The organism is Fontimonas sp. FW305-C-3 (assembly GCF_058783185.1).
Genome location: NZ_JBYSYK010000003.1, coordinates 49,258 through 74,929, shown reverse-complemented (window position 1 = coordinate 74,929; position 25,672 = coordinate 49,258). Strand labels below are relative to the sequence as shown.

The window sequence follows — 25,672 nt, the reverse complement described above, 5'->3', positions numbered from 1 at the left end:
TCCGCGCGATCACGCGGGCGCGGCGGTTTCCGTCCGGTCGCGGCCCTCGTGCTTGGCCTTGTACAGCGCCCGATCGGCGGCATCGAGAACGGCGGTCGCGGAGTCGCCGCTGCCAGGAAAGGCGGCAACACCGGCTGAAAGGGTGATGGTGCCGAGCGGCTTGCCGGCATAGCTGGTGATCTTCAGTTCGGCACAGGCGCGGCGAACTCTTTCGGCCTGGTCGTAGCCTTCGCGCAGCGTGGCGCCGCGCATGACGATCGTGAATTCCTCGCCGCCGTAGCGGCAGATGACGTCGCCCTTGCGGGTGGTGCTGACCAGCATTCCGGCGATCGTCTGGAGGACGATGTCGCCGGTGGAGTGGCCGTGCTGGTCGTTCAATGTCTTGAAGCGGTCGATGTCGAGCATGATGATCGAGTAGCCGCGGCGGCCTTCGAGCGACAGGGTTTCGCTGAGAAACCGGCGGTTGTACAGCGCTGTCAGCGGATCGCGCAGAGAGTTTTCCAGCAGCTCCGAACGTAGCGCTTCGTTGGACTTGGCCAGGGCCTCGCGCTCATCGAGGAATCGCGCGGCGGTTCTGATCAACGGCCACAGCACGACAGCGGTGCCCAGGGAAGCGATCGCGGTGACGACCTTGACCGCGGCCTCGAGCTGGTACACCGGCTTCCAGATGCCGACGACCGCGACGAAGTGAGTCAGGCCGCAGGCAAAGATGAAGATGCCGAAGAGAACGAACATCCAGCTGAACTGCAGTTCCTTGCGGTCGCGGATGAAGACGAACAAGGCGGTCGAGATCGATACATAAGCCAGGCCGATCAGCAGGTCGGTGGCGACCATGGTCCACAGCAGCCCGGGCTTCCAGGCGAGGCAGTAGCCATGCGGCAGGCCGGAACCGAGCAGCGAGTCGAGCAGGGTTTTCATCGCGCTAGTTCTGAGGTTCCGCGGCTGACGGTCGCCTGAACAAGCGCAGGCCCATGAGGCGCCGCGAGCGCAGGTCTTTGCGATCCGCGGACCCTGCTCGGCGGCACGCGCTTGCCGTACAGTGCGGCGTCAGCCCCCCGCCACAGTCCTGAAGTCGAGTCCGGAGTCGAGCTCTTGCCAAGCAAATTGATGCGCGCTGTGCGCTGGGTTTTCATGGTCGTCGTGCTGCTGTTGCTCGCTGTTACGGCTCACGTCTATGTGGAAGGTCGGCCGCCGCAGGGCCGGGCTCAATATGTGGCGATGGGCAGCTCCTTTGCCTCGGGTCCTGCAATTTCCGATCCAGCAGCGGACAGCCCCTGGTTCTGCTCGCGTTCGCAGGACAACTATGCGCACCAGCTGGCGAGGCTGCGCGGGCTGTCGCTTGTCGACGTCACCTGCGGCGGTGCCACCACGCGGCACATCCTCGACGGCGGACAGCTGCTGCAGCCCGCGCAGCTCGAAGCCATAAGGCCGGAGACGGAACTGGTCACGATCACGATCGGCGGCAACGACATCGGCTATCTCGGCAACGTCATGGCGCTGGGTTGCGACGACAGCACGCCCTGGCTGGTGCGCGCGATCGGCGGGTGCAAGGTGCGCAGCATCGAGCAGATGGAGCAAGCGCTGCGCGAGATGCCGGTCCGCTATGCCGCGATCGTCGAAGAGGCGCGCCGCAGGGCACCGAAGGCGACCATCGTCCTCGTCAATTACCAGACGGTGCTGCCGCCCAACGGTACCTGCGACAGGCTGGGCGTCGGGGCAGACGATGTCGCGGAGATGCGGTCCATTGCCGAGCGGCTCTCGGAGGCCACCCGGGCGGTTGCCGAAACCCACGGGACGCTGTTCATGGATGCCAGAAGTCTGACGTGGGATCACCACACCTGTGCGGAAGTGCCCTGGATGAACGGCATGCACCCGCCGGGCGGCCTGCTCGGCGCGCCGCTGCATCCGACGCTGGAAGGCATGACGGCTGTCGCCAGCGGTCTGGATGCGCTGCTCGGGCCTCGCTGATGGGCGGAATTTCCCGATAATTCAGCGGCATGAGAAAAACTAACGAACGTTAGCTTGCCGGTCGAAATCTGCTCGGATAGGATGCGGCCAGGTTTTCTACCTAACGTTCGTATGCCTTCGATCCTGTCTTCACATCGACGTCTCGCGTCCCTCTCCACGGTGCTTCCCGCCGGGACTGGGTCCGAGGGTTCACGCGGCGTGATCCTGACCGAATCGCTGCGCCTGTTTGCCGAGTACGGCTACGGCGGTTCTTCGATCCGCGACATCGCCAAGCTGGTCGGCATCCAGGCGGCATCGGTCTATTCGCACTTTCCGTCGAAGGCCCATGTGCTCGCCGAACTGGTCAAGCTCGGCCATGAGGAGCATCACCGCCGCATGCGCGAAGCGGTGCTCGAAGCCGGTACCGAACCGCAGCAGCAGCTGATCGCGCTGGTGCACGCGCACGTCAGCGCCCATGCCGACTACCCCATGCTCGCGGTGGTCTCGAACGCCGAGATGCATGCGCTGCCGGCGGAATTCGCGGCGCCGATCCTCGCCGTGCGCAACCAGTCGGAGCGGCTGCTGCACGACGTCATCGAGCGCGGCATCAAGCTCGGCGTCTTCAAGGTGCCCGATGCGCAGCTGGCGATGCTCGCGATCGGCGCCATGGGTTTGCGCGTCGCGCACTGGTACAGCTCGGATTTCGGCAAGACGCCCCGGCAGGTGGCCGATGTGTTCGCCGAGTTTGCCTGCCGGCTGGTGGGCGTCACGAGCTGAAGAATCTGATCCACCGCGGCGCAAGATCGCGGCTTATTGACTGAGATGAACGAGAGGAGAGACAGATGCTCTACAACAAGAGCACAACGGGTGCTGCTGTCCTGACGACGGCAGTGCTGACGATGCTGGCGTTGCCGGCTGCTCATGCGCAGGACGCCACGGCCGAAGACCAGGCCATCAGCGATGCGCTGTTCGCGGAACCCGAGCCCGCGCCACCGTCCGGCGAAATGCCGGCCGCGGCGCCGCCGGCGGAAGCCGCCGAAGTCGAAATCGCGCCGACGATTCCGGTCGAGGAACTGCGCCAGCAGGACGCCGTGCCAGCGCCGGTCAAGCGCGACGGCCCGGCACAGCTTGAAGAGATCGTCGTCACTGCGACCAAGCGCGAGCAGTCGGTGCGCGACATTCCGGCGTCGATCACCGCGTTCTCGGGCGAGAAGCTGGAGAACTCCGGCAAGCTCAACCTCAACGACTTCATCCAGGAATCGCCGGGCGTCACCGCCGCGCAGGGCGCGCCGGGCTTCACGCGCCTGACCTTCCGCGGCATCTCGACCGACACGCTGCCGACCGCTGGCAACGCACAGCCGGTCGGCATCTTCATCGGCGATACGCCGTTCACCGATCCCTACATCGCCAACATCGTGCCGGATCTGAGCGCCTTCGATCTGGCCGGCGTGCAGGTGCTCAAGGGCCCGCAGGGCACGCTGTTCGGCGGCGCCGCATTGTCGGGTGCGATCCGTTACGAACTGCAGGAGCCCCTGCTCGACACCTGGCAGGTGCGCGGCTTCACGCAGTACGCGCAGCCGAAGGACGGCAGCACCGCGTTCACCAGCGGCGTCGCATTCAACGTGCCGGTCAGCGACGCCAACATGGCGCTGCGCCTCAACTACGTGCGCCGCGAATATCCGGGCGTCGTCGACGACACGCGCGCCGGCGAGGAAGACGTCGCCGAGTCCGCCGGCAACCAGTACCGCGGCCAGCTGCTGTGGATGCCCGGTGACTGGAAGTTCAAGCTCACCCACATCACGCAGGATTTTGAAGGCGACAACCAGACGCTCGAGGTCGATTCTCCGGACGGTCCGCGCGAGACCAGTCGCTCGGTGCTGCCGGCACCGTCCGAGAACCAGTTCGACATGAACAGCCTCGAGATCAGCTACGAGTTCGAGACCATGCGCCTGGTGTCGCTGTCCTCGAAGGTGAATCGCGACGCGTACTTCAGCCGCGACATCACGTACTCGCTGGTCGGCACGCCGCCGGCGGGCTATCCGGCGACGGCCGGCGTGCTCAGCGAAGTGGTCGACAACTCAGAGAGCTTCTCGCAGGAAATCCGCCTGCAGTCGAACGGCGACAGCGACTTCAACTGGCTGCTCGGCGCGTACTACTTCGACTACGAGATGTTCTTCAACATCCTGATCGACACGCCGCTCAACCAGAGTCTGCTCGGGCCGGGCAGCTTGCTCGGCGAGAACCCGCTGATTGTCAGCATCTTCCAGCTGCTCGGCGTGCAGAACCCGGCGGCGGCAACCTCGCTGCTTGATGGCACGTCGCGCGCGGAATCAACCGAGAAGGCGCTGTTCGCCGATTTCTCGTACAAGCTGTGGGACGACCTGACGCTGTCGGTCGGCGGCCGCTACTACCAGACCGAGGTGTCCGGCGGTTTCGTCGGCAACGGTCTGCTGATCAGCGGCAACCAGAACGACGGGCTGGGCACCGACTCGCGCGCCGAGATCAAGGAGCAGGGCTTCAATCCGAAGGCCGCGGCGACCTGGGCGTTCAGCGACCACGCTTCGATCTACGCGTCGGCCGCGAAGGGCTTCCGCTTCGGCGGCCTGCAGTCGCTGCCGTCGACCCCGACCAACGGCGTGCCGCCGACCTACAAGTCCGACACGCTGTGGAACTATGAACTCGGCCTGCGCACGAACTGGCTCGACCGCACGCTGCAGGCAGACCTCACCGCGTTCTACATCCGCTACACCAACCCGATCGTCACGCAGTCGACGCAGGGCATCCCGATTGCCTACAACACCAATGTCTCGGCTGCGATCAGCCGCGGTCTCGAAGGCAACATCCTGTGGAATACGCCGCTCGATGGTCTGACCTGGTCGATCGCCGCCGGCTATACCGACGCCTACATCACCGAGGAATTCACCGCCTCGAACGGCGATGTCGTCGAGCCGGGCAACGAGATGCCAGGTGCGGCGAAGACGCAATACAGCACCACGCTGAGCTACCTGCAGTTCTGGGATCGCTTCACGCTGGCGCCGAACGTCAACTACACCTATGTCGGTCAAGGTTTCAGCAACATCACGCACGACGTCGAGATCAACGGCTTCGGCACGCTCAACGCCGGCATCGTGTTCGGCACGCAGGGCATCGCCGGCAAGCCGCAGCTGGCGATCAACGTGACGAACGTGCTGGACGAGACCGGCGTCGTCGCGGGCGCGACCGCCAACGCCATCGTCACGCAGCAGCCGGTGTCGGTCTATCTGCTCAATCCGCCGCGCACGCTGACGGCGCGTCTTTCCTTCGAGTTTTGAAACGATGGCGATGATTCCTGTTTCCGAGATGCTGCAGCGCTTCGCCGACGCGGCGCCGCAGCGCCCAGCATTGACGGTCGACGGCCAGACGCTGACGCGCCGCGAGCTTGAGCAACGCAGCAACCGCCTGGCGCGGGCGTTCGAACAGCTCGGCGTGCGCGAGGGCAGCTTCGTGACGATCGCACTGCCGAACACGCTGGCCTTCGTCGAGAGCGCGCTCGCCGCGCTCAAGCTCGGCGCGACGCCGCAGCCGGTGTCGAGCAAGCTGCCGCAGGCCGAGCTCGCGGCAATCGTCGCGCTCGCCGCGCCGGCGCTGATCGTCGGCGCCGATGCGGCGGATTTCCCCGGTGTCGCGGTCGTCGGGGCGGATTTCGAGCCGGACAGTGCGCTTGCCGACACGCCGCTGCCGGTGCGCACCGCGAAACACTGGAAGGCGCCAACCTCCGGCGGCAGCACCGGCCGGCCGAAGCTGATCGTGTCCGGCAGTCCGGCGCTGATCGACGAGAACGCGCCGGCCTTTGCGATGCCGCTGATGCTGCCGCGCGAAGGCTGCGTGCTCGTGCCGGGGCCGCTGTACCACAACGCGCCGTTCACGACCGCGCTGCAGGCGCTGTTCCGCGGCAACCATGTCGTCGTGATGCGCCGCTTCGATCCGTTGCAGACGCTCGCGCTGGTCGAGCAACATCGCGTCGAGAGCGTGCTGTTCGTGCCGACGATGATGTCGCGCATCTGGAAGCTGGATGACGCCGACAAGCGCCGCCACGACCTGTCGTCGCTGCGCGTGGTCTACCACATGGCCTCGCATTGCCCGGAATGGCTCAAGCTCGCGTGGATCGAATGGCTCGGCGCCGAGCGCATCTTCGAGCTGTACGGCGGCACCGAGATGCAGGCGCTTACCGTGAGCCGCGGCGACGAATGGCTGGCCCACCGCGGCTCGGTCGGCCGCTGCGTCGTCGGCGAGATGAAGATCGTCGGCGACAACGGCGAGGAGCTGCCGGCCGGCGAGATCGGCGAGATCCTCATGCGCACGTCGCCCGGCGCGCCGCCGGCATATTTCTACCTCGGCGCCGAAGCCAAGCAGATCAACGGCTGGGACAGCCTCGGCGACATCGGCCGCTTCGATGCGGACGGCTATCTGTATCTGGCCGACCGCCGTACCGACCTGATCCTGCGCGGCGGCGCCAACATCTACCCGGCGGAAGTCGAGGCGGCGATCGACGAGCATCCGGCCGTGCATTCGAGTGCGGTCATCGGTCTGCCCGACGACGATCTCGGCCAGCGCATCCACGCCGTCGTTCACGCCCGCGCGGCGCTGGATGCGGAGGCGCTGCAGCAGCATCTCGCCGAGCGTCTGGTCAATTACAAGATTCCCGCGTCGTTCGAGTTCGTCGACGCGCCGGTGCGCGGCGACGACGGCAAGGTGCGCCGCTCCGCGCTGCGCGACGAGCGGCTCGCGCGGACCGCCGCAGCCTGATCCCGGAATAGAAAGAGCAGAGACCCATGAAGAGAAAAGTCGTTGTAGCGGGCGTCGGCATGACCGCCTTCGCCAAGCCCGGTGCCTCCGAGATGTATCCGCAGATGGCCGCCGAGGCCCTGCGCGAAACCCTCAAGGACGCCGGCATTGCCTACGAGTCCATCCAGCAGGCCTACGTCGGCTATGTCTACGGCGATTCGACAGCCGGGCAGCGCGCGCTCTATGAAGTCGGCATGACGGGCATCCCGGTCGTCAACGTCAACAACAACTGTTCGACCGGTTCGACGGCGCTGTATCTGGCGCGTCAGGCCGTCGAGCTCGGCGCCGCCGACTGCGTGCTGGCGCTCGGCTTCGAGCAGATGGAAGCCGGCGCGCTGACGTCCAAGTTCACCGACCGCCCGAGCCCGTTCGACAAGTTCGACGCCGCCGCGGAAGAACTCGTCGGTCACGGCGAGATTCCGCTCGCGCTGCGCTACTTCGGGGGCGCCGGCCTTGCGCACATGCAGCAGTACGGTACCCAGCTGGAGACCTTCGCGAAGATCCGCGCCAAGGCCAGCCGCCATGCGGTCAACAATCCGCTGGCGCTGTTCCGTCAGGAAGTCAGCGTCGAGGAAGTGATGAACTCGAAGATGCTGTGGCCGGGCGTGATGACCCGCCTGATGGCCTGTCCGCCGACCTGCGGCGCGGCGGCTGCCGTGCTGTGCAGCGAGGAGTTCGCGAAGAAGCACGGCCTGAATGCCGAGGTCTCGATCGCCGCGCAGGCGATGACGACCGATACCGCACGCAGCTTCGAGGCGCGCGACATGCGCGAGGTCGTCGGCTTCAGCATGGCCAAGGCCGCGGCGCGTTCGGTCTACGAGATTGCGGGCATCGGCCCGCAGGAAGTCGACGTCGTCGAGCTGCATGACTGCTTCGCGCAGAACGAGCTTATCAGCTACGAGGCGCTCGGCCTGTGTCCGGAAGGCGGCGCCGAGAAATTCGTCTGCGATGGCGACAACACCTACGGCGGCGCCGTCGTCACCAATCCTTCCGGCGGCCTGCTGTCGAAGGGACATCCGCTCGGCGCCACCGGCCTCGCGCAGTGCACCGAGCTGGTGAATCAGCTGCGCGGCAGAGCAGGCGCGCGTCAGGTGGCACAGGCCCGCATCGGCCTGCAGCACAACCTCGGCCTCGGCGGCGCCTGCGTCGTCACGCTGTACCGTGCCGAGCGATAAGGCCATGAAGCCGAAACTCGATGGCAAGGTCGCGCTGATCACCGGCTCCGGCCGCGGCATCGGTCGCGCAACGGCGCTCAAGTTCGCGGCTGAAGGCGCGCGGGTCGTCATCAACGATCTGGACGCGGGGCCTGCCGCCGAAGTCGTCGATGAGATCCGCGCGCTCGGCGGCGAGGCCGTCGCCTGTGTCGGCAATGTCACCGACAGGGACTTTGCCGATCGCTTCGTCGCCGCCGCGCTCGACAACTTCCAGGGCCTCGATATCATCGTCAACAACGCCGGCTACACCTGGGACAACGTCGTGCAGAAGATGGACGACGAGCAATGGCAGGCCATGCTCGACTGTCACCTGACTGCGCCGTTCCGCATCCTGCGTGCGGCGCAGCCGATCATCAAGAAGCTGGTGACGGCGGATCGTGAAGCGGGGCGCCGTGTCGTCCGCAAGGTCGTCAATATCTCCTCGGTCGCCGGCCTGTTCGGCAATGCGGGACAGATCAACTACTCCGCCGGCAAGGCCGGCATCGTCGGCATGACGATGACGCTTGCCAAGGAATGGGGGCGTCTCGACGTCACGGTCAACTGCGTCGCCTTCGGCTTCATCGACACGCGGCTGACCGTGGCAGCAGCCGGCGACGGCGCGACCGCGAACATCGGCGGGCGCGAGATCAAGGTCGGCATCAATCCCGGTCTCAAGCAGGCGCTGGAACAGACGATTCCGCTCGGCCGCACCGGTACGCCGGACGATGCCGCAGGGTCGATCTACATGTTCTGCATCCCCGAGTCCGACTACGTCAGCGGGCAGACCCTGCTGTGCAGCGGCGGCGTCACCGGCATCTGAGCGAATCGCGCCCATGAACTCGTCCACTGCATTGCCCGCCAAGCTGCCGACGCGCAGCAAGATCGCGCTCGGCCTTGGCTCCACTGCCTTCGGCATCAAGGACCAGGGCTTCAATGCGCTGCTGATGCTGTACTACAACCAGGTCGTCGGCTTGCCGGCAACCTGGGTCGGCTTCGCGATCCTGCTCGCGACGCTGGTCGATGCGATCGCCGATCCGCTGATCGGCCAGCTGTCCGACAGAACTCAGTCGCGCTTCGGCCGTCGTCACCTGTACATGTTCGCCTCGGCGATCCCGATCGCGATCGCCTACGCGATGGTCTGGATGCCGCCGGACGGCAGTCGCGAGATGCAGTTTGTCTACCTGACGCTGACGTCGATCCTGGTCCGCGTCGCGATCAGCTTCTACGAAGTGCCGTCGGCGGCGCTGACCGCCGAGCTGACCAACGACTACGACGAGCGGACCAGCCTGACGACCTATCGCTTCCTATTCCAGGCCCTCGGCCTGGTCGGCATGGGCGTCGTCGCGTTCAAGGTCTTCCTGAAGCCGACGCCGGAGCAGCCGATCGGCCAGCTCAACGCCGGCGGCTATCTGGACTACGGGCTGCTCGCCGCGGTCATCATGCTGCTCTGCGTCTTCACCGCGACGCTCGGCACGTATCGCTACGTGCCGATGCTCAAGCGCACGACCAGCGAGCACCTGGGCGGCCTGGCGGAGAACCTCAAGACGCTGGCCACCGATCGCACGTACATGAGTGTGATCATCTGCATCTTCTGCTGGGCGATTGCGGTGGGCGTCAGCACCACGCTGGGTTCCTACGTGCTGACCTATCTGTGGAAGCTCAATGCCGATCAGCTGGGGTCCTTCTCCGCTGCGGCTGGCATCGGTCTGGTGCTCGGCATCGTCGTGTCGGTGCTGTCGGGCCGCTTCAGCAAGCGCAACGTGGCGATCGCCTCGTTCGCGGTCGCGCTCGTCGCCTCGGTGCTGATGACCGGCCTGCGCGTGATCGGCGTGATCGACTGGGAAGGTGCACAGGCACTGCCGTACCTGATGGTGCAGAATGCCGTCGTCTACATGGGCGTCGTCGCCGGCAACATCATGGGCGCATCGATGCTCGCCGACGTCGCCGACAGCCTGGAGCTGAAGACCGGCCGCCGCATGGAAGGCCTGATGTTCGCGGCGCTGATCATGATCATGAAGGCGGTATCCGGCATGGGCGTGTTCGGCTCCGGCCTCGTGCTGGCGGCGATCTCGTTTCCCGAAAAGGCCGATCCGGCCTCGGTGGACCCGGCAATCGTCTATGAGCTGGGCGTGATCTTCGTGATCAGCTTCGGCGTGCTGGTGAGCCTCGCGATCCTGTCGATGCTGTTCTATCCGATCACCCGCCAAATCCACGAAAAGACCGTGCTCGCGTTGCGGGCGAAGGCGGCCAACGCAGGGAATGCTTCCTCATGACAGTCAGTACAGTGGAACGATCGACCCGTCTGGGCCGCGTTCGCGGCATCGAGCGCCTCGGCGTCGAAACCTATCGCGGCCTTCGTTATGCCGAACCGGCGCAGCGCTTCCGCGCGGCGGTGCTGGCCAGGACGCCCTGGACAGACACCTTGGACGCGACGCGCTTCGGCGCGATACCGCCGCAGTCGCAGGTGCTCGCGGAAGTCTATGGCCCGACGCCGGACGCGCCGTTCTCGGAAGACTGCCTGATCCTGAACGTCCATACGCCGAAGCTGGCGTCCACCGAGCCGCGGCCGGTCATCGTCTTCATCCACGGGGGCAGCTTCACCGGCGGCAGCGGCAATTTCTACGACGGCACGGCGCTCGCCAAGGGTGCCGACGCGGTCGTCGTCTGCATCAACTATCGCCTCGGCGTCTTCGGTGCATTCGATCTCGACTGGCTCGGCACCGAACGCGATGGCGGCGGCCAGCTCTGGCTCGGCGATCAGATCACGGCGCTGCACTGGATTCGCGACAACATCGCCGACTACGGCGGCAATCCGCAGCTGGTCACCGTCATCGGCGAGTCGGCCGGGGCGGTGTCTGTCGCGGCGCTGTGCATCGCACCGCAAGCCGAAGGTCTGGTGCATCGCGGCGTGGCCTGCAGCACCGGGTATCTGGTTGACGATCCGTCGAACGATGTCGTCGCCGTGATCGCCAAGCATCGTCGCTGCACGCGTGCACTGGCGGTGGATTACCTGTGCTCGGCATCGGTCGACGAGCTGATGGGCCTGCAGAAGCGCGGCAAGGCGCTGTCGCCGAGACCGGTCAGCAAGACGCCGCTGTTGCCGGCTCGGCCGGAGGCGCTGATCCAGTCGCGCGGCGCCAACGCGGTGCCGATGATTGCCGGCTACGCGACGCATGAAGGGGCCTCGCTGGACCTGATGCTGAAGCTGGCGATCAAGCTGCCGGGGCCGCTGCGCGCGCTCATCAGCCATCTGGTTTCTCTGGGCATCGCCAGTCATGCGGCGAAGGGCAAGGCGAATGCGTCCGCCTACCTCAAGCGCCTGAAGAAGGCGACCGGCCAGTTCGGCTTCGGCGCGGCTTTCAACGATCTGGTCTGGACCGACGGCTTCCGCCACGGCGCGATGGAATACGCCGGAGCAACGACGCGTGCCGGCAGCCGCGGATACGTCTATGTCATGGATATCCCGATGCGCTTTGCCGGCCAGCTGATCAAGTCCAGCCACGGCATCGACCTCGCGCTGACCTTCAACGTCTTCGAAGATCCCGAACACACGGTGCCGATGTTCGCCGAGCATCCGGATGCGGCGGTACTGGCGAAGCGCTGGGTCCGCATGCTCGGCCACTTCGCGCGGACCGGCGAGCCTGGCGATGCGCTGGGCCAGTGGCCGGTGTTCGACGACAGGACGCATTCGGTGATGCGTGTCGGCCCCGAGACCTGCGCCATCGAGCATGACGCCGAAGCCCTGTTCCGGACTCAGGTCTGGGTGTGAGCGCGCGGCGATCCGAATAGCGTTAACGGGCCCTAGTCGGCGCGGGCTTTCTTTGCGCTGGGTTCGAAGGGCACCAGATTCATCGGTAGCGCCGTCGTTCCCTTGATCTGCGTCAGCGCGATCATCGTGTTGACCTCCTGAACCATCGGCAGGCGCGACAGCTTCTCGAAGAAGAAGCGCTCGTACGACTCCATGTCCTTGGTGACGATCCGCAGGATGAAGTCGACGGTGCCGAGCAGCACGTGGCAGTCGAGCACTTCGGAGAAGCGCGTGATCGCTTTCGAAAACTCCGGCAGAGATTCCCTGCCGTGGCCGATCAGCTTGACGTGCGCGTACAGCATGACGTTCAGCCCCAGCTTCTTGCGATCGACGATCGCGACCCTCTTGAGAATCACGCCTTCGGCTTCGAGGCGCTCGATTCTTCGCCAGCACTGCGATTGCGACAGGCCGACTTTCTCGCCGACATCGGCAGCCGACAGCGAGGCGTCCTCCTGCAGCAGGGAAAGAATCTTGTGATCGTATTTGTCGAGAAGCATAAGTAATCCGTCATTATCGATATATGCGCATTAATTATGTGATAAATGCTGGATATTGGCGATAGAATGCAAGAACTCCCCAGCGCGCGGCGCGCATACTTTTGCTCCGGTTGTCCCGCACTGTCTGGAGCGAAGGATGTTCGATGCAAAGCTGGAAGGCGCCGTGAGCGTCAACAATGGAGCGGCGGGTCATGAGTTTCTGACGACCGTCTCCGATGAAGCGACGGGGCTGGAAGCGGTCATCGCGGTCCACAGCACCGCGCGCGGCCCGGCGTTCGGCGGTTGCCGCTATTGGCACTACGACGACAGTGCCGCCGCCATCCGCGATGCCCAGCGGCTGGCCGAGGGAATGAGCCTCAAGAATGCGCTCGCCGATCTGCCCTTCGGCGGCGGCAAGGCAGTGATTCTGCGCAGCGGCCGGCAACAGGATCGCGAAGCGATGTTCAAGGCCTATGGTCGCTTTGTCGCGGCCCAGAACGGCCGCTACATCACGGCGGAGGATGTCGGCACCACGGTTGCGGACATGCAGGCTGTTGCGACCCAGACTCGCTTCGTCAGCGGCCTGAACGGCGAGGGGGCCCACGGCGGCAATCCTTCCCCGAAAACGGCGCTGGGTGTCTTTGTCTCGATCCGCAAGGCAGCCGAACTCGTTCTGCAGCGCGCCGATCTCGACGGCCTCGTCGTCGCGGTGCAAGGTCTCGGCTCCGTCGGCTTGGAGCTGTGCCGCCTGCTCGCCGGAGCCGGATGCAGGCTGGTCGTCGCCGACGTCAACCCGCAGCTCACCGCAAAGGCGGTCGAATCGTTTGGCGCGCGCGCCAGCAGCACCGAGGACATTCTGTTCGCGGACGCCGATGTGCTGGCGCCCTGTGCACTGGGTGCGGTGCTGAACCCGGCGACGGTGAACGGCATCAAGGCGAAGGTCATCGCCGGCGCCGCCAACAACCAGCTGCTGAGCGTGGACGATGGCGATGCGCTGCACGCACGCGGCGTGTATTACCTGCCGGATTACCTGGTGAATGCCGGCGGGATCATCAGCGTCGTCCGCGAGTATCAGTGGGGCGCAGGCGACCGGGCGATCAGCGATGAAGTCCGCAAGATCGCCAATCGCGTCGAGGAACTGGTCGAACGCGTCCGCCAGTCGGACGCCGCACCGGCCCGCGTAGCGGACGCCTGGGCGCGTTCGCTGCTGGTTGCCCGCGAAGACGCATAAGCATCATGGCCTGGCGGGATATTCTCACCATCGAAGCCGACGCCGATCCGATCGTCACGATCCGGGTGTCGGCGCTGGTGGCGGTGGACAACACGATCCCGGCCTCGCTGACGGCTGTCGATCTGCTCGATGGGCGGATGCGGATCGTCGTCGAGCTGAGAAATGTCGAGGCGGGCAGGGCCGCCTACCTGGCGCGCAAGCTCGAGACGATTCCGACCGTCGAGCGCGTGCATGCCGCGAGAATCTGGCATCGCGATGGCGATCTGGCGATCTTGAAAGCCGCCCGGGTAGCCTAGGGTCTGTTAACGGTGCAATCAGGCTTCCGCGCGCGCCGCCGTGCGCGCGGCGAAATGCATGTAGCGCTTGCCGTCGAGGTCGAAGAAGACCACCGGCGTGCCGTGGTCCTGTCCGGGCGGCAGCGCGAGCAGCACGTCGTCCGAGTACGCCGCCAGCGGCAGCGTCGTCTTCGGCGTGACAATGCCGAGCAGTGCCTTGGGAATCTGCGTCAGCGTGAGCTTGCCGTCGGTTTCCTCGATCAGCACTTCAAGCCCTTCGCGCAGGTAACGGCCGACAAAGCGCGCCGGCTCGACCGGCAGGCCCTTGCGAGGCTCCGGCAGCGCTGGCGGCGCAACGCCGGCCAGCGCCGTCGCAATCTCGCTGAAGAGTGCGTGATACAACGCACGCGCGGCGCGGCCGCCGTTGACGAGCAGGCTGATCGCCAGCTTGGCATCGGGAAGGATGCGCAGATAGGCGTTCTGCCCCAGCGTGGCGCCGTCGTGTCCATAGACCGTCTGGTCGCCCCAGGTATTCAACATCCAGCCCAGGCCCATATGGCTGCCGAGCAACCAGTGATCGGGAATGCTGATCTGCGGGACGCGCATCGCCTTCACCGATGACTCCGACAGCAGCCGCGTGCCGTCGTCGGCCACGCCCCCCTTCATGTGCAGTCGCGCGAACGCCAGCTGATGCGCCGCGGTCGAATGGATCAGGCCGGCGGGCCCGGCCGAGCGATACATCCCCCACTGAGGAGTGACCACCGCTTGCGCGGCTCCGGGCGGTTGCAGATGCCCGGTGGCGGCGCCGTGCAGCAGGGCTTCCTCAGGCAAGGTGCCGGCGCTGCTCAGGCCAAGCGGTTTCAACAGACGCTCGTGCAGCACCGCATCCCAGGATTTGCCGCGCAGGGTGGCGATGAGGTGCCCAAGCAGGCAGTAGCCGCTGTTGCAGTAGCTCATCACGACGGCCGGCGGCACCGCGCGCGGCAGATCCTGCATCGCCGCGACGTACTTCAGCAGGTTGTCGTCGCCGCGGCCGGTGTCCAGAAACAGATCGCCGTCGATGCCGCTGGTGTGCGTCAGCAGCTGTCGCGTCGTCACGCGCTGGCTGATCTCGGCGTCGGCGACCTTGAAATCCGGCAGATAGCGGATGACCGGCACATCGAGATCGAGCAGGCCCTCATCGACCAGCTGCATGGCCAGCGTGGCGGTCCACACCTTGGTGATGGAGCCGATCTGGAACAGGGAATCCACCGTGGCCGCCTGACCGGTGCGCAGATTGAGCACGCCGGTCGCCGCGACGATGCGCTCGTCGCCGTGGGCGATCGCGAGGCTCGCGCCGACGACCCCGTGTTGTGCGGCGAGGGCCGTCAGCCGGTCCTGCCAATGCGTCGTGAGCTGGTTCATTTACTGCGGAAGCCGTTCGATGAAGTCATTCAGAAGGCGCACGCCGTAGCCGGTGGCACCACGCGGAATGCCGGGCTTCGGCCGCGAGCACCATGCGGTGCTGGCGATATCCAGATGCGCCCAGCGGGTGCCGCTGGCAAAGCGTTCGAGAAACTTTGCGCCGGCAATCGCCGAGCCGGCCGAGGCGCCGAAGGTGCCCGGCGCACCGACGTTGCGGACGTCGGCGATATCCGACTCGACGAGATAGTCGTGCCGCTTGCTCAAAGGCATGCGCCACAGTGCGTCGGTGCTGCTTTCGCTCGCCGCGGTCAGTGCGCTTGCCAGTGCTTCGTCGGTGGTGAACAGACCGGCGTACTCCTCCTGCAAGGCGACGGTGATCGCGCCGGTCAGCGTGGCAACGTCGACGAGCAGACGCGGCTGGTATTCGTTGATGACATGGCTGATGCCGTCGGCCAGAACGATGCGGCCTTCGGCATCGGTGTTGTCGACTTCGATCGTCAGTCCGGCCAGCGAGGTGATGACGTCGCCGGGGCGATAGGCGTCCGCGTCGATCAGGTTCTCGCACAGCGGCAGCGCCGCGACGATGTTGACCGGCGCCTTGCGCGTTGCCGCCACGCGCAGCGCGGCGACGACCGCGGCGGCGCCCGCCATGTCCAGCTTCATCTTGGCGATGCCCGGCGGGAACTTGATGTTGAGACCGCCGGCGTCGAAGGTCAGGCCCTTGCCGACCAGGCCGAGATCGTTGCCTTTCGATTTGCGGCCCTGCCAGCGGCAGACGACCATGCACGGCGAGTTGACGCTGCTGCGGCCGACGGCGAGCAGGCCGCCGGCACCGATGCGCTCGAGGGCCTTCATGTCAAGAATCTCGACCTCGACACCCAGCGCCCTCAGCGACGTGATCTCGGTCGCGAAGGTCTGCGGATTGAGCAGGTTGGCCGGCGCATCGACCAGCGCGCGCGCCCAGTTGACTGCATCGCCGAGCTCGCGCCCGCGGGCGCTGGCCTTCCAGTCGGCCGCGCTCAGCGCCAGCGCCTTCACCTCGAAATGATCCTTGGGCGGCGTCTTGCGATAGGCCACGCAGCGATAGGACGCGAGGCTGGCACCGATTGCGAAGCTGTGCGCTGCGACTGCGGCGTCGATCGCCAGCGGCAACAGCGCGCCGCTGAGGCTTGCGCGCTCGATCTTCGAGGCGCGCAGTGCATCGATTGCCGCGGCGCCGGCGCTCTCCCAGAACAGGGCTTCTGCCGCCGCGCCGGGCGTCTTGCCGCAGCCGATGACGATCAACCGGCCGCTGGCGACCGTGAGCTCGACGCGCTCACCGGGCTGACCGCGAAAGCTGGCGGGCAGCTTCGGCAGGCGGCCGCCTGCGGTGCGATCGTTGAAATCCTGATCGACCAGGTGCAGCCGGACTCCGGATGCTGCAGCCTTGCCGGCGGCGCTGAGCGGATTGTCGATGGCGTGCAGCTTGAGGGGCGGGGTGGATCGCTTGCTGGTCTTGGATTTGCTCATGATGGACTCACGGTTGTTTTTTGAAGGCGCCTGGCGGTCGTCCTAGACGGCGGCGGGCAATTTGCGCAGATAGTCGAGCATGCAGGCGGCGGTTGCGGTTGCGCCGGCGCGGGTCGTCACCAGCCCGCCATGCGTGTGCGGCAGCTCGATCCACTGGCTGCCTGCGCCGCCGCGACCGGCGGTGATCCGGTGCTGGCTCTGCATGGCGGCCAGCAGCGAAAGCGCGCGCTCCGGCGGCACCAGCTTGCGCAGCAGGCCGTTGCGAATCTCCTCGGTGCGCCCGGCGCTGATGACCAGCCGCGCGGTGCCGCTCGGCCGTGCGCAGATCTCGCGAATCTGCGGCAGCAGATCCAGCTCCGTACGCGCAGCGCGCAGGGAGGCGGCATTGCCGAAGGCGTAGCGGCGCAGCCTGGCGCGGTCCTCGGCTGCAACATCCTGCATCTGCGTCGTGAAGATCGGCTCGCGGATGCGCAGCACGGCGAGCGGGATCAGCAGGCGGGCCAGGCCGCGGACCATCTTGAGGCTGTCGTCGACCTGCGGTTCGGCGCGCTCTGGGGTCGCATCGATCTGCACGATCGCGCGCAGGCGCTGCGGGATCAGCGCGGCGTGAACGCCGCACCAGAGGCCGCCGTAGGACTGGCCGGCGACGACGACGGGCGCGCCGATGCCGAGCTTGTCGAGCAGCGCGACCAGTTGGCGGCTCGTGCCTTCGGCGCTCTGCGGCTCGCGCGCAATGCTGCCGCCGATGCCGGCGCGGTTGTACGAGAGCACCTGCGCATGCGGTGCCAGTTCGTCCTGCAGCAGGGAGAAGTAGTCGTACGACGCTCCCCAGCCGTTTTCCAGCACGATCAGCGGCAGCGTGCCCGGCGTGCCGGTCAGGCGATAGCGCAGCGCGGCGCCGGAAACTTCAGCGATGTCTTCACGGGTCATGGCGCTCTCACTGCTGGCTGAAGGTGTAGCTCAACTCAAGGCCGAAGGTGCGCGGCGGATTGATGAACTTGAGCGACAGCACATCGCCGCTCGCCTGCGCGTAGTTGTTGGACGCCATCACCGCGCGTTCATCGGTGATGTTCTTCGCGAACGCGGTGATCCCGAAGGCGCCGAGCGCGATGCCGGCGCGCGCGTCGAACAGATTGAAGTCGCCTTTCTCGACGTCCTGGAACGACAGGTTGGTGGCCGATGCGCTTTCGTAACGGTGGATCAGCGTCAGCGTTGGTGTGTAGTCGCCCCAGTACCACATGCCGGTCAGCGTGTTGCTCAGCGTCCACTCCGGCGCGCCGGGCAGGCGATCGCCGGCGCGCGCCGGCGGCCGGTTGTTGCGCGGATCGTAATCGTTGAGCAGGCGCGCATCGGTCCAGGTCAGCGACGTGCGCATCGTCAGGAATTCCCAGGGCCGCACGGCGAGGCTGGTCTCGAGGCCGCGGATGCGCGCATCGCCGGCGTTGTCGAGATACTTGAACAGGCCGCTGCGTTCGACGACCTGCAGCGGGATGTCGCTCCAGTCGATATAGAAGCCGGCAAAGTCCAGCGTCAGCAGGCCGTCCCACCAGCCGGTCTTCGCGCCCAGCTCATAGTTGTTGACTTCGTCAGGTCCGTAAGTGGGCTTGGTCGGCGTGAGCGGCGAGCTGGGGACGAGGTTCGGACCGCCGAGCCGGTAGCCGCGCGAGTACAGCGCGTACAGCAGCAGATCGTCGCTTGCCTGCCAGGACAGCGAGACCTTCGGATTGAATCCGCTGGCGGTTTCCTTGCGCTGTGTCGTGTAGACCAGCTGGCCGGAGGGCAGCGCCAGCGCCCCGCGCGCGACGATGCCGCTGTCGACCTCGTTGCGGTAATAGCGTCCACCCGCCGTGAGCTTGAGCGAGGGCGTGAAGCGGAATGTGGTGTCGAGAAACGCGGCCGCCTCGGGCGCCTCGATCTTTGCATGCTGATCGAAGACGGTCGCGTTGCTGAGCAGATCGCCGAGTATCGGCAGGCCCAGCGTTTCGGCCAGCGTGTCGACGATCGTCACCGCGTCCTGCAAGGTCTGCGCATCGAGAGAGACGTTGAAGTCCTCGGTGCGATCGGCGTAGAACAAGCCGGCCAGCCACTCGAAACGCTCTCCGGCCGGCGAGACGAAACGCAGTTCGCCGCTGTAGCCCTTCACGCCGCCATCCTGCTGCAACGGCAGGTTCAGGCCCAGTGGGCCGATGCCCAGCGCATCGGCGCCCGAGTAGAAGAACAGGCTGCTCTTCTCCTGGTAGCCGGCGATGAACGTCCAGTTGCCGTAGTCCTGCTCGTTTTCGTAGCGCAGGCTGGCCAGGCGGATCTCGTTGAAATTGGGTTCCGGGACGATCGTGGATTTCTTCAGATCGCCGAGGTTTTCGTCAACGTAGCCGGAGTCGTCCACTTCGGTGCGCTGGTAAAGGCCGGTCAGGCGCAGTTCCGACTGGATGGTCGGTGCCCAGCCGAGCGTGACGCGGCCGCCGCCGGTGCGCGACTCGTTGGCCTGTTCTTCATCGGTGCCGACGTTGTCGATGTAGCCAGGCGTATGCGTGTAGTGACCGACGGCGCGGATCGCCAGCCCGTTCTCTGCCAGGCCCGTGCCCTGCAGCAGCGGTGCGTTGAACATCAGCTTCGCGCTGCCGCCGAGACTGCTGTTGGTCGCCAGGTTGCCGCTGGCCTGCGCGGCGAACGCGCTGTTGAACAGATCGGGAGGCTCGGGGATGTAGTTGACGGCGCCGCCCAGAGATGCAGAGCCATACAGCGCGCCTTGCGGGCCGCGCAACAGTTCGATGCGCTCGGCATCGAAGGCATCGATGTCAGGCACCACCATGGGCGCGGCCGGATCGGTGAGCGGCAGATCGTCGTAATAGACGCCGACCGCGGTCTGCGCGGCGCCTGGCACAGTGTCGGTCGAGACGCCGCGAATGGTGATGACCGAGTAGCCCGGTACGCCGCTGTTGAAATTCACACCGGGCGACAGCGACAGATACTCGCCGAAAGCGCTGGCGCCGGCTTCGGCGAGGCGCTTGCTGTCGATGGCGGTCACCGCGCCGGCCAGGGTTCGCGTGCTTTCGGCGCGCTTGTTGGCGGTGACGACGATTTCCTCAAGGCGGGTGACGCCGGGTTCCCTCGCCACATTGTCGGGCGGCGTTTCTGCCTTCAGCGCCGGCACCGGAATCGTGTCGAGGATTTCATCGGGGCGCTGAATCTCGTCCTGCGCCTCGTTCATCGAGTTGTCCTGGGCGAGGTCTTCGGCTGGCGCATCGCCTTCGGCGCGCGCCGTGGTGCCGGGCGCGGCTTCGCCGGTGATGGATTCTTCCTGCGCCGCCGCCGGCAGTGCGAAGACGAGCCCGGTAGCGCACAGCAGAACGGCCAGCATCTGATTGCGGTTCATGGTCGGGATTCCTGCGTCAGGTGCGGGTGCGCCGATGAGCGGCGGCCATCTTGGGAAACATGCGGTCGAGGATGAGATCCAGCGAACGGTCCAGCGGCGTGAGGCCGGCTTCGGTCCGGCTCTGTTCGATCAGCGGCGCGATCAGATGCTCGTCATGCTTTCCTTTCAGCAGGCGCAGGCTCTGGGCCGTGTAGTCGGCGCCGTGAAGGCGTTCGCGTTCCGCATGCGAGGCCATGAAAGCGACCGCGACACTGAAGCCGGATAGTGCCGTTGCCCCGTCTTTCTCGACGGCGTTGAGCGCAGCCGTCCACTGCAGCGACAGCTCGCTGAATGAATGCCAGGCCTGTGAACCCATGGCTGACTGCATGATCCGCGGGTGGCGGATGAGCGCCTTGCGCGCCGCGTGCAGGAATTCGACGAACTTGCCGCGCAGGACGGCGGCGCTCACCGGAGCGGGTGGCGGCGTCGGCAGGCTGTCGAGCAGGCGCTTGAGGACGGCAGTCTCGACATCCTCGATATGCCCGACATACGTGTACAGATTGCCGTGGGCGATCCCCAGCTTGTTGGCCAGCGACCGCATCGTGAGGGTGCTGTAGCCCTCTTCCTCCATGACCTCCAGCGCCGCCGAGACGATGTCCTCGAACTCGAACTTGCGAGGTCTCCCCGGAGACGCCTTTCCCGCTTTTGAACGGGGTTCCGACTTCCTGGTCACGAATCGTCTCCTGCGGAGTTTCAATACACCTGTATCATTTCAATATAGAACAGGTGTATCGTTAACCGCAATCCGGGGATTTCCACCCAGCGGCAGTCGGCCCGCAGGACGACGTTCGTCTTGCGTCATCGACCGAACATCGGTCCATCGATTTTTGGTCACACCGCCGCTGTAGGCTGCCGCGGCTGCAGTCACGTTTGGAGCGGGTGAATGAAACGTTGGGATCTGGTCGCGGGTGTTTCAGGCGCAATAGCGGTGCTGGCTTTTGCCTTGCTGATCGCGGTGATGGTGAATCCGAAGATGGCCGACTTCAGCGCGCCGGCAGTTGCGGTGCTGGCGGCCGGCGTGCTTGGAATCATTGCCGGGATGATCGGCATGTCGAAGGAGATTGACGCCGAGCGCTCGCTCGACGGCGATAGCGAAACCTTCGCAATGAATGGCCGGCTGGATGTCTATCGCCAGCTGCAGCGCGAGCGTAACCGCAGGTCCGCCGAATAAACGCTGCTGGTGCCGGAAAAAGCCCGGCGCCGGTTTTACGCAGGCTGCCTCGGAGTTCTGCCTACTTCTCGGCAGGGAACTGGATGGCGGGGACCGTCTGGTTGTGCTTCAGCGATTCGACGACCGCAGTGAAATTCCGCTTGCCGTCCGTCGCCTTGAAGCTGTGCGGCAGCGCGACGCCGTCGACCTTCTTGTAGTCGCCGAGTGTCGAGATGACCTTCACCGGCTCTTTTCCCTTCTCGAACTTGAAGCCTTCGATCTGGCTCAGCAGGCCGGTCTGCGCGTCGAAGCGCCAGATTTCCTTCTCGCCGGTTGCCGCGGTGAGTTCGACCACATGAACGGCCGTACCGTCCACCGTCGCATCCGGTAGCCGCTGGCGAACCGGATACCAGGTCTTGTACTGGTTGTACCAGTCGAGGCTGTGTCCGCGCAGCAGGCGGACCAGTTCGGCGTCGGTGACGACGGTGATCTTGCCGCCCTCGCGGGTCCAGCCGGTGGTGCCGTCATAGCCGCTGCCGCTGGCCATGCCGAGCAGCTTCGCCTCGTCGATGAAACGATCGGGGCGCACCAGCGTCGATTTGACGCCTGCGCTGATCCAGCCCATCGAGAGCTTGGATTCGGTCACGCGGTTCTGGATGCGGTCGAGATTTTCGCGTCCGCCGGCGGCCTCGACATAGGCCTGCAATACCTCATCGGCCGCCGCGGATTCGTCTGCTGCGCGGGCGCTGCCGCTCGCCAGCACGGCAAGCAGCAGGATCATGACGGACAGGCCCACGAAGGACAGCGTCGCTGCGAACGGCCGGTTGCGGTGCGTGACCCAATTCATGTGACAGTCCATGTCCCGATCCATCCTCTTGCGATGCTGCCGACCTGCGGGGCGCGGAACTATATCCGACCCGGTTGCGATGCGGGTTTCGCCAGCGCGACGATTTCGCGGCTGATCTCGGCAATGCCTTCGGCGGCCGACACCGCAATGCGCGGGATGAAGAAGAATCCGTGCGGCATGCCCGGGTAGTTGATGTAGCGGCTGCGCACGCCGGCATCGCTGAGCTTGCGCGCGAAACGCGCGCCGTCGTCGCGCAGCGGATCGATGTCGGCGGTGAGGATCAGCGCCGGCGGCAGTGCGGCGAGATTCTCGGCGAACATCGGCGACAGCAGCGGATCGGTCAGCTCGGTCTTGCCGCGGTAGGCATCGAGCACGCGCAGCATGTTGTGCTTCTCAAGTCCCGGCTGGTCGATGCTGTTCATCGACTCGGATGTCAGCGTCGCGTCGAGCGCCGGGTAGATCAGGATCTGGTGGCGGATCGGCGACTGCCCAAGGCGCGCGCGCAGCACGCACAGCGCGGCGGCGAGATTGCCGCCGGCGCTCTCGCCCATGATCACGATGCCGGCGGCGGGGATCGGCCCGAGCGAGCGGTCGTTGGCGAGCCAGCTCAGCACGTCATCGCAATCCTCCAGTGCGCCGGGGAACGGCGTCTCCGGCGCCAGCCGGTATTCCACCGAAACGACATGGCACTGCGCCTGACGGCTGACCTCCGCGCACAGGTAGTCGAGCGTGTCGAGGCCGCCGTGGATCCAGCCGCCGCCATGCAGGAACAGCACGCGCGGGCAGTGCGGATTGAGCGTGGCCGGCAGGTACTTCCTGATCGCGATCGGACCCGATCGCCCGGTAATCGTCTCGTTGACCTGGCGGACTTCCGCAGGAGCGGGATAGGTGGTCCATGCAGGCGCGCGCATTGCCTTGCGCGTCGCTGCCGGCAGCGCCAGCATCTTGTCGGTGCCCGGGGCCAGGCCCAGGGTGCGGACGAGCGAATGCAGGGCGTACATCGCGCGCAGGCGCAAACCCTTGAACTTCATGTTCTGCGTCATCGTCTTGTTCCTTGTCCTGGCGATGTCAGTCGCCGAAGCGGCCCATCAGGCGCACGCTGACCGAGCGCGGCGTGATGTAGTAATACTCCTCGGCAGCCAGCTGCGGGCTCGGCACGCCGGACGTGAATGCATTGGTCAGGCCGCGCTCGTCGGTGACGTTGTTGAAGATCACCGCGACTTCCGGCAGCCAGCTCAGCCTCGGGTTCGAGACGCTGAGCTGCAGATCGAGCTGGCCGTAGTCGAACACCTCGTGCGCGCCGAACACCGGCACCGTCGGGCCGATCGCGCTGTAGGTCGCGAAGCCGCCGAGGTTCCAGTCGCCGAGCATCTGCATGAACGACAGGTTCGACGAGGTCTGCCAGCGCGGTGCCAGCGGCCAGTCGGTGCCGGCCGGGTACACGTCGCCGGTCGCGGTGGTGTACTCCTCGGTCGTTACCGTCGCGGCGTAGGAGACCGCGGTGCTGAACATCACGCCCAGCGGCAGCAGGTACTGCACCGACAGATCCACACCGCGGCTCTGCACGCCGCCGACGTTGTCCATGAAGACCGCGAGGCCGGAGCCGTCCTGCTGCAGGCTCTGCGGATCCTTCCAGTCGACCCAGAAGCCGGTCAGGTCGAGGCGCAGCGTGTTGTCGAAGAACTGCGTGCGCACGCCGATCTCGTAATTCCACAGCGTGTCGGATTTGAAGGTCAGCGGCGCCTGCTCGCTCGACAGCGGCGTCGTCAGGCCGTTCTGGATGCCGCCAACGCGAAAGCCCTTCGAGACCAGCGCATAGGTGAGGATGTCGTCGTTGATGTGCCAGAGGATCGAGGCCTTGGGGTTGAAGCCCTGTTCCTGAATCTCGTCTTCGATCACATACGGAGACTGTCCGGTGGAGGCGACGACGAAAGCGCCGGACTGGGTGTTCGTGCCGCCGGAGGTGGTCCGGTAGAGACGCCCGCCCAAGGTCAGCTCAAAGTCCTCGCCGAGCTGACGGGTGGCCTCGCCGAACACGGCGAGCTCGCGCACGCGGACATCGGCGACGCCCTGCAGTACCTTGAGCGTACCGTCTTCGGTGAACAGCGAACGCAGGGCCTCCGGCAGCGACGCGATGACCGGCGAGAGCACTGCAAGATCCGCCGCGACCGGCACGATCAGCGTGTTTTCCAGTTCCTGCTGCCAGGCAAACACGCCGGTAACCCACTTCCAGCGGCTGTCGGCATCTTCCGGCGACACCAGGCGGAACTCCTGGCCGTAGGTGCTGGAGTCGCCCTTGTAGTGCTGCGCAACCAGTGGGATGAGGCCGGTGCCGGTCGTGCGCGAACTGGCGTCGAAGAAATTGCGGCCGCTCTTGTCGATGAACGAAGTGTCCGAGACGAACTGCGCCCACTCGCCGCTATAGGTCACGGTCAGACCGGCCATCGAGTAGTTCACATGATTCGGGCTGACGCGCGGCCGGTCGGCGGTTTCCAGACGGCCCTCGTCGTTGTCGGCAATGCCGACGTCGGCGTACTTGGTGTCCTGCCATACCGTCGTCAGCAGGATGTCCCAGTCGTAGTCGGGGCGCCAGCCGAGCAGGGCGCGCGCGCCCTGCTGATCGGTGCGATTGGTGTCTTCGATGCCGATGCGGGTGTTGTCGACGTAGCCCGGTGCTTCGCGATCGAAGGCCATGATGCGCAGTGCCAGCGCATCCGAATACAGCGGCAGGTTGATCGCGGCGCCGTAGGTCGCGCCGGCATCGCCTTCATTCACGGTGGTGTACTGGCCGAACCACTTGAGCTCGAATTCGTCGAAGCGCGGGGCGTTCGGCACGTAGCGCACCGCACCGTTCAGCGCGGAGGCGCCGAACAGCGTGCCCTGCGGGCCCTTGAGGATTTCGACCGAGCCCATGTCGAAGGGATTCGGGTCGAGCGCGACGACCGGCGAATAGGTTTCGGTGAACGACACGTTGCCGAGCAGCACACCGGTCGTCGGGCCAGTGCCGATGTCGGAGGAGATGCCGCGGATCGTGATGCGCGGCGGACTGTCGCCGGTCGATGTCAGGTTCACGCCCGGCACGAGCTTGACGATGTCGGCGGTGTCCTGCGCGCCGCGCTGTTCGAGTTCCTCGCCCGACAGCGCCGAGATGCTCGCCGGAATGTCACGCACGTTGGCGGCGCGCTTAGTTGCGGTGACGACGATCTCCTCGAGCTGGGTCGTGTTCGACGGCGGCTCCTTGAGCGCCGGCACCGGCTCGGCCTTTTGCGGTACGGCGATGACCGGCAGCACCGCATCGACCGATGCCGGCGCGGAAGCCGCATCGTCCGCCGGCGGACTCGATGCGTCGGCCGGCGTCGTCGGCTCGTCATCGGGCATGGCGAACAGATCATCGACCGCCGAGTCCTGCGCAGCGTCGGCGCTCTGGCTTTCGCCGGTCGGTGTCGGCTCTTCGCCGCGCGCCGATTGCGGCGTGGCCGCAATCAGACTGGCGCCGATCACGAGCGCCACCAGCGGCGAAAGCTTCAATGCGCGCACATCCTCGCCGCGGCCGACGGGCCGGGAACTGCTGGAATTCTTCGACACAAACTTCT

21 protein-coding genes are annotated in these 25,672 nt (G+C 65.9%); 11 read left to right on the top strand and 10 right to left on the bottom strand.

What is annotated here, in order from left to right:
- Positions 1-9: 9 nt before the first annotated feature.
- The gene (locus tag AC3WUF_RS11805; RefSeq protein WP_492425752.1) at positions 10-918 is read right to left on the bottom strand and encodes a GGDEF domain-containing protein; all 909 of its coding nucleotides are present in this window, start codon (positions 916-918) and stop codon (positions 10-12) included.
- Positions 919-1,131: 213 nt separating this feature from the next.
- Between AC3WUF_RS11805 and AC3WUF_RS11800 the strand changes: the two genes are divergently transcribed.
- The 8 genes from AC3WUF_RS11800 to AC3WUF_RS11765 all read left to right on the top strand — a co-directional run bounded on the left by AC3WUF_RS11800 (position 1,132) and on the right by AC3WUF_RS11765 (position 11,733).
- Positions 1,132-1,968 carry an SGNH/GDSL hydrolase family protein gene (locus AC3WUF_RS11800; RefSeq protein ID WP_492425750.1) on the top strand — a complete coding sequence of 279 codons (837 nt, stop codon included), beginning with the start codon at positions 1,132-1,134 and terminating at the stop codon, positions 1,966-1,968.
- 198 nt (positions 1,969-2,166) lie between these two features.
- Complete coding sequence (locus tag AC3WUF_RS11795) at positions 2,167-2,724, top strand: TetR/AcrR family transcriptional regulator (RefSeq protein WP_492425748.1); 558 nt, start codon at positions 2,167-2,169, stop codon at positions 2,722-2,724.
- A gap of 65 nt (positions 2,725-2,789) precedes the next feature.
- Positions 2,790-5,258 (top strand): TonB-dependent receptor, encoded by a 2,469-nt coding sequence (locus tag AC3WUF_RS11790; RefSeq protein WP_492425746.1) that lies wholly within the window; start codon positions 2,790-2,792, stop codon positions 5,256-5,258.
- A 4-nt stretch (positions 5,259-5,262) separates the two neighbouring features.
- Positions 5,263-6,732 carry an AMP-binding protein gene (locus AC3WUF_RS11785; protein ID WP_492425744.1) on the top strand — a complete coding sequence of 490 codons (1,470 nt, stop codon included), beginning with the start codon at positions 5,263-5,265 and terminating at the stop codon, positions 6,730-6,732.
- Positions 6,733-6,758: 26 nt separating this feature from the next.
- Positions 6,759-7,946 carry a lipid-transfer protein gene (locus tag AC3WUF_RS11780; protein ID WP_492425742.1) on the top strand — a complete coding sequence of 396 codons (1,188 nt, stop codon included), beginning with the start codon at positions 6,759-6,761 and terminating at the stop codon, positions 7,944-7,946.
- A 4-nt stretch (positions 7,947-7,950) separates the two neighbouring features.
- On the top strand, positions 7,951-8,784 hold the full coding sequence (locus AC3WUF_RS11775; RefSeq protein WP_492425740.1) for an SDR family NAD(P)-dependent oxidoreductase: 834 nt from the start codon (positions 7,951-7,953) through the stop codon (positions 8,782-8,784).
- A 13-nt stretch (positions 8,785-8,797) separates the two neighbouring features.
- Entirely contained in the window at positions 8,798-10,237 is a 1,440-nt protein-coding gene (locus AC3WUF_RS11770) for an MFS transporter (protein ID WP_492425739.1), read from the top strand.
- Positions 10,234-11,733 carry a carboxylesterase family protein gene (locus tag AC3WUF_RS11765; RefSeq protein WP_492425737.1) on the top strand — a complete coding sequence of 500 codons (1,500 nt, stop codon included), beginning with the start codon at positions 10,234-10,236 and terminating at the stop codon, positions 11,731-11,733. Before AC3WUF_RS11770 ends, AC3WUF_RS11765 begins: the two co-directional genes overlap by 4 nt.
- A gap of 32 nt (positions 11,734-11,765) precedes the next feature.
- Here the strand turns inward: AC3WUF_RS11765 and AC3WUF_RS11760 are convergent, their stop codons facing one another.
- Positions 11,766-12,269 (bottom strand): Lrp/AsnC family transcriptional regulator, encoded by a 504-nt coding sequence (locus AC3WUF_RS11760; protein WP_492425735.1) that lies wholly within the window; start codon positions 12,267-12,269, stop codon positions 11,766-11,768.
- Between the two features lie 136 nt (positions 12,270-12,405).
- Here AC3WUF_RS11760 and AC3WUF_RS11755 point away from each other — a divergent pair, with 136 nt between their 5' ends.
- Positions 12,406-13,479: a Leu/Phe/Val dehydrogenase gene (locus AC3WUF_RS11755; protein WP_492425733.1), complete on the top strand. Its 1,074-nt coding sequence runs from the start codon at positions 12,406-12,408 to the stop codon at positions 13,477-13,479.
- A 5-nt stretch (positions 13,480-13,484) separates the two neighbouring features.
- The gene (locus AC3WUF_RS11750; protein ID WP_492425731.1) at positions 13,485-13,775 is read left to right on the top strand and encodes a hypothetical protein; all 291 of its coding nucleotides are present in this window, start codon (positions 13,485-13,487) and stop codon (positions 13,773-13,775) included.
- Positions 13,776-13,793: 18 nt separating this feature from the next.
- On the opposite strand, the gene AC3WUF_RS11745 is transcribed toward AC3WUF_RS11750, so the two are convergent.
- Genes AC3WUF_RS11745 through AC3WUF_RS11725 form a run of 5 tightly spaced genes read right to left on the bottom strand, consistent with a single transcriptional unit; the run spans position 13,794 to position 20,779 of the window.
- The gene (locus AC3WUF_RS11745; protein WP_492425729.1) at positions 13,794-15,158 is read right to left on the bottom strand and encodes a serine hydrolase domain-containing protein; all 1,365 of its coding nucleotides are present in this window, start codon (positions 15,156-15,158) and stop codon (positions 13,794-13,796) included.
- Positions 15,159-16,667, bottom strand: coding sequence for a leucyl aminopeptidase family protein (locus AC3WUF_RS11740; protein WP_492425727.1), 1,509 nt, complete (start codon positions 16,665-16,667; stop codon positions 15,159-15,161).
- A 42-nt stretch (positions 16,668-16,709) separates the two neighbouring features.
- Positions 16,710-17,597: an alpha/beta fold hydrolase gene (locus AC3WUF_RS11735; protein WP_492425725.1), complete on the bottom strand. Its 888-nt coding sequence runs from the start codon at positions 17,595-17,597 to the stop codon at positions 16,710-16,712.
- Between the two features lie 7 nt (positions 17,598-17,604).
- On the bottom strand, positions 17,605-20,043 hold the full coding sequence (locus AC3WUF_RS11730) for a TonB-dependent receptor (protein ID WP_492425723.1): 2,439 nt from the start codon (positions 20,041-20,043) through the stop codon (positions 17,605-17,607).
- Positions 20,044-20,059: 16 nt separating this feature from the next.
- Positions 20,060-20,779, bottom strand: a complete 720-nt coding sequence (locus tag AC3WUF_RS11725; protein WP_492425721.1) for a TetR/AcrR family transcriptional regulator — start codon at positions 20,777-20,779, stop codon at positions 20,060-20,062.
- 186 nt (positions 20,780-20,965) lie between these two features.
- On the opposite strand from AC3WUF_RS11725, the gene AC3WUF_RS11720 reads away from it, so the two are divergent.
- Positions 20,966-21,253: a hypothetical protein gene (locus tag AC3WUF_RS11720; RefSeq protein ID WP_492425719.1), complete on the top strand. Its 288-nt coding sequence runs from the start codon at positions 20,966-20,968 to the stop codon at positions 21,251-21,253.
- Between the two features lie 61 nt (positions 21,254-21,314).
- On the opposite strand, the gene AC3WUF_RS11715 is transcribed toward AC3WUF_RS11720, so the two are convergent.
- The 3 genes from AC3WUF_RS11715 to AC3WUF_RS11705 are packed head-to-tail and all read right to left on the bottom strand — an operon-like array spanning position 21,315 to position 25,664.
- Positions 21,315-22,079, bottom strand: a complete 765-nt coding sequence (locus AC3WUF_RS11715; protein ID WP_492425717.1) for a LolA-like protein — start codon at positions 22,077-22,079, stop codon at positions 21,315-21,317.
- A gap of 59 nt (positions 22,080-22,138) precedes the next feature.
- Complete coding sequence (locus tag AC3WUF_RS11710; RefSeq protein ID WP_492425715.1) at positions 22,139-23,122, bottom strand: alpha/beta hydrolase; 984 nt, start codon at positions 23,120-23,122, stop codon at positions 22,139-22,141.
- A 25-nt stretch (positions 23,123-23,147) separates the two neighbouring features.
- Positions 23,148-25,664 (bottom strand): TonB-dependent receptor, encoded by a 2,517-nt coding sequence (locus AC3WUF_RS11705; RefSeq protein ID WP_492425713.1) that lies wholly within the window; start codon positions 25,662-25,664, stop codon positions 23,148-23,150.
- Positions 25,665-25,672: the final 8 nt, after the last annotated feature.

What these genes read in the sequence shown, in the direction of transcription:
- AC3WUF_RS11805 (WP_492425752.1), bottom strand. Translation starts at nt 918, where the DNA reads ATGAAAACCCTGCTCGACTCGCTGCTCGGTTCCGGCCTGCCGCATGGC.
- AC3WUF_RS11800 (WP_492425750.1), top strand. Translation starts at nt 1,132, where the DNA reads ATGGTCGTCGTGCTGCTGTTGCTCGCTGTTACGGCTCACGTCTATGTG.
- AC3WUF_RS11790 (WP_492425746.1), top strand. Translation starts at nt 2,790, where the DNA reads ATGCTCTACAACAAGAGCACAACGGGTGCTGCTGTCCTGACGACGGCA.
- AC3WUF_RS11785 (WP_492425744.1), top strand. Translation starts at nt 5,263, where the DNA reads ATGGCGATGATTCCTGTTTCCGAGATGCTGCAGCGCTTCGCCGACGCG.
- AC3WUF_RS11780 (WP_492425742.1), top strand. Translation starts at nt 6,759, where the DNA reads ATGAAGAGAAAAGTCGTTGTAGCGGGCGTCGGCATGACCGCCTTCGCC.
- AC3WUF_RS11775 (WP_492425740.1), top strand. Translation starts at nt 7,951, where the DNA reads ATGAAGCCGAAACTCGATGGCAAGGTCGCGCTGATCACCGGCTCCGGC.
- AC3WUF_RS11770 (WP_492425739.1), top strand. Translation starts at nt 8,798, where the DNA reads ATGAACTCGTCCACTGCATTGCCCGCCAAGCTGCCGACGCGCAGCAAG.
- AC3WUF_RS11765 (WP_492425737.1), top strand. Translation starts at nt 10,234, where the DNA reads ATGACAGTCAGTACAGTGGAACGATCGACCCGTCTGGGCCGCGTTCGC.
- AC3WUF_RS11760 (WP_492425735.1), bottom strand. Translation starts at nt 12,269, where the DNA reads ATGCTTCTCGACAAATACGATCACAAGATTCTTTCCCTGCTGCAGGAG.
- AC3WUF_RS11755 (WP_492425733.1), top strand. Translation starts at nt 12,406, where the DNA reads ATGTTCGATGCAAAGCTGGAAGGCGCCGTGAGCGTCAACAATGGAGCG.
- AC3WUF_RS11750 (WP_492425731.1), top strand. Translation starts at nt 13,485, where the DNA reads ATGGCCTGGCGGGATATTCTCACCATCGAAGCCGACGCCGATCCGATC.
- AC3WUF_RS11745 (WP_492425729.1), bottom strand. Translation starts at nt 15,158, where the DNA reads ATGAACCAGCTCACGACGCATTGGCAGGACCGGCTGACGGCCCTCGCC.
- AC3WUF_RS11740 (WP_492425727.1), bottom strand. Translation starts at nt 16,667, where the DNA reads ATGAGCAAATCCAAGACCAGCAAGCGATCCACCCCGCCCCTCAAGCTG.
- AC3WUF_RS11735 (WP_492425725.1), bottom strand. Translation starts at nt 17,597, where the DNA reads ATGACCCGTGAAGACATCGCTGAAGTTTCCGGCGCCGCGCTGCGCTAT.
- AC3WUF_RS11730 (WP_492425723.1), bottom strand. Translation starts at nt 20,043, where the DNA reads ATGAACCGCAATCAGATGCTGGCCGTTCTGCTGTGCGCTACCGGGCTC.
- AC3WUF_RS11720 (WP_492425719.1), top strand. Translation starts at nt 20,966, where the DNA reads ATGAAACGTTGGGATCTGGTCGCGGGTGTTTCAGGCGCAATAGCGGTG.
- AC3WUF_RS11715 (WP_492425717.1), bottom strand. Translation starts at nt 22,079, where the DNA reads ATGAATTGGGTCACGCACCGCAACCGGCCGTTCGCAGCGACGCTGTCC.
- AC3WUF_RS11710 (WP_492425715.1), bottom strand. Translation starts at nt 23,122, where the DNA reads ATGACGCAGAACATGAAGTTCAAGGGTTTGCGCCTGCGCGCGATGTAC.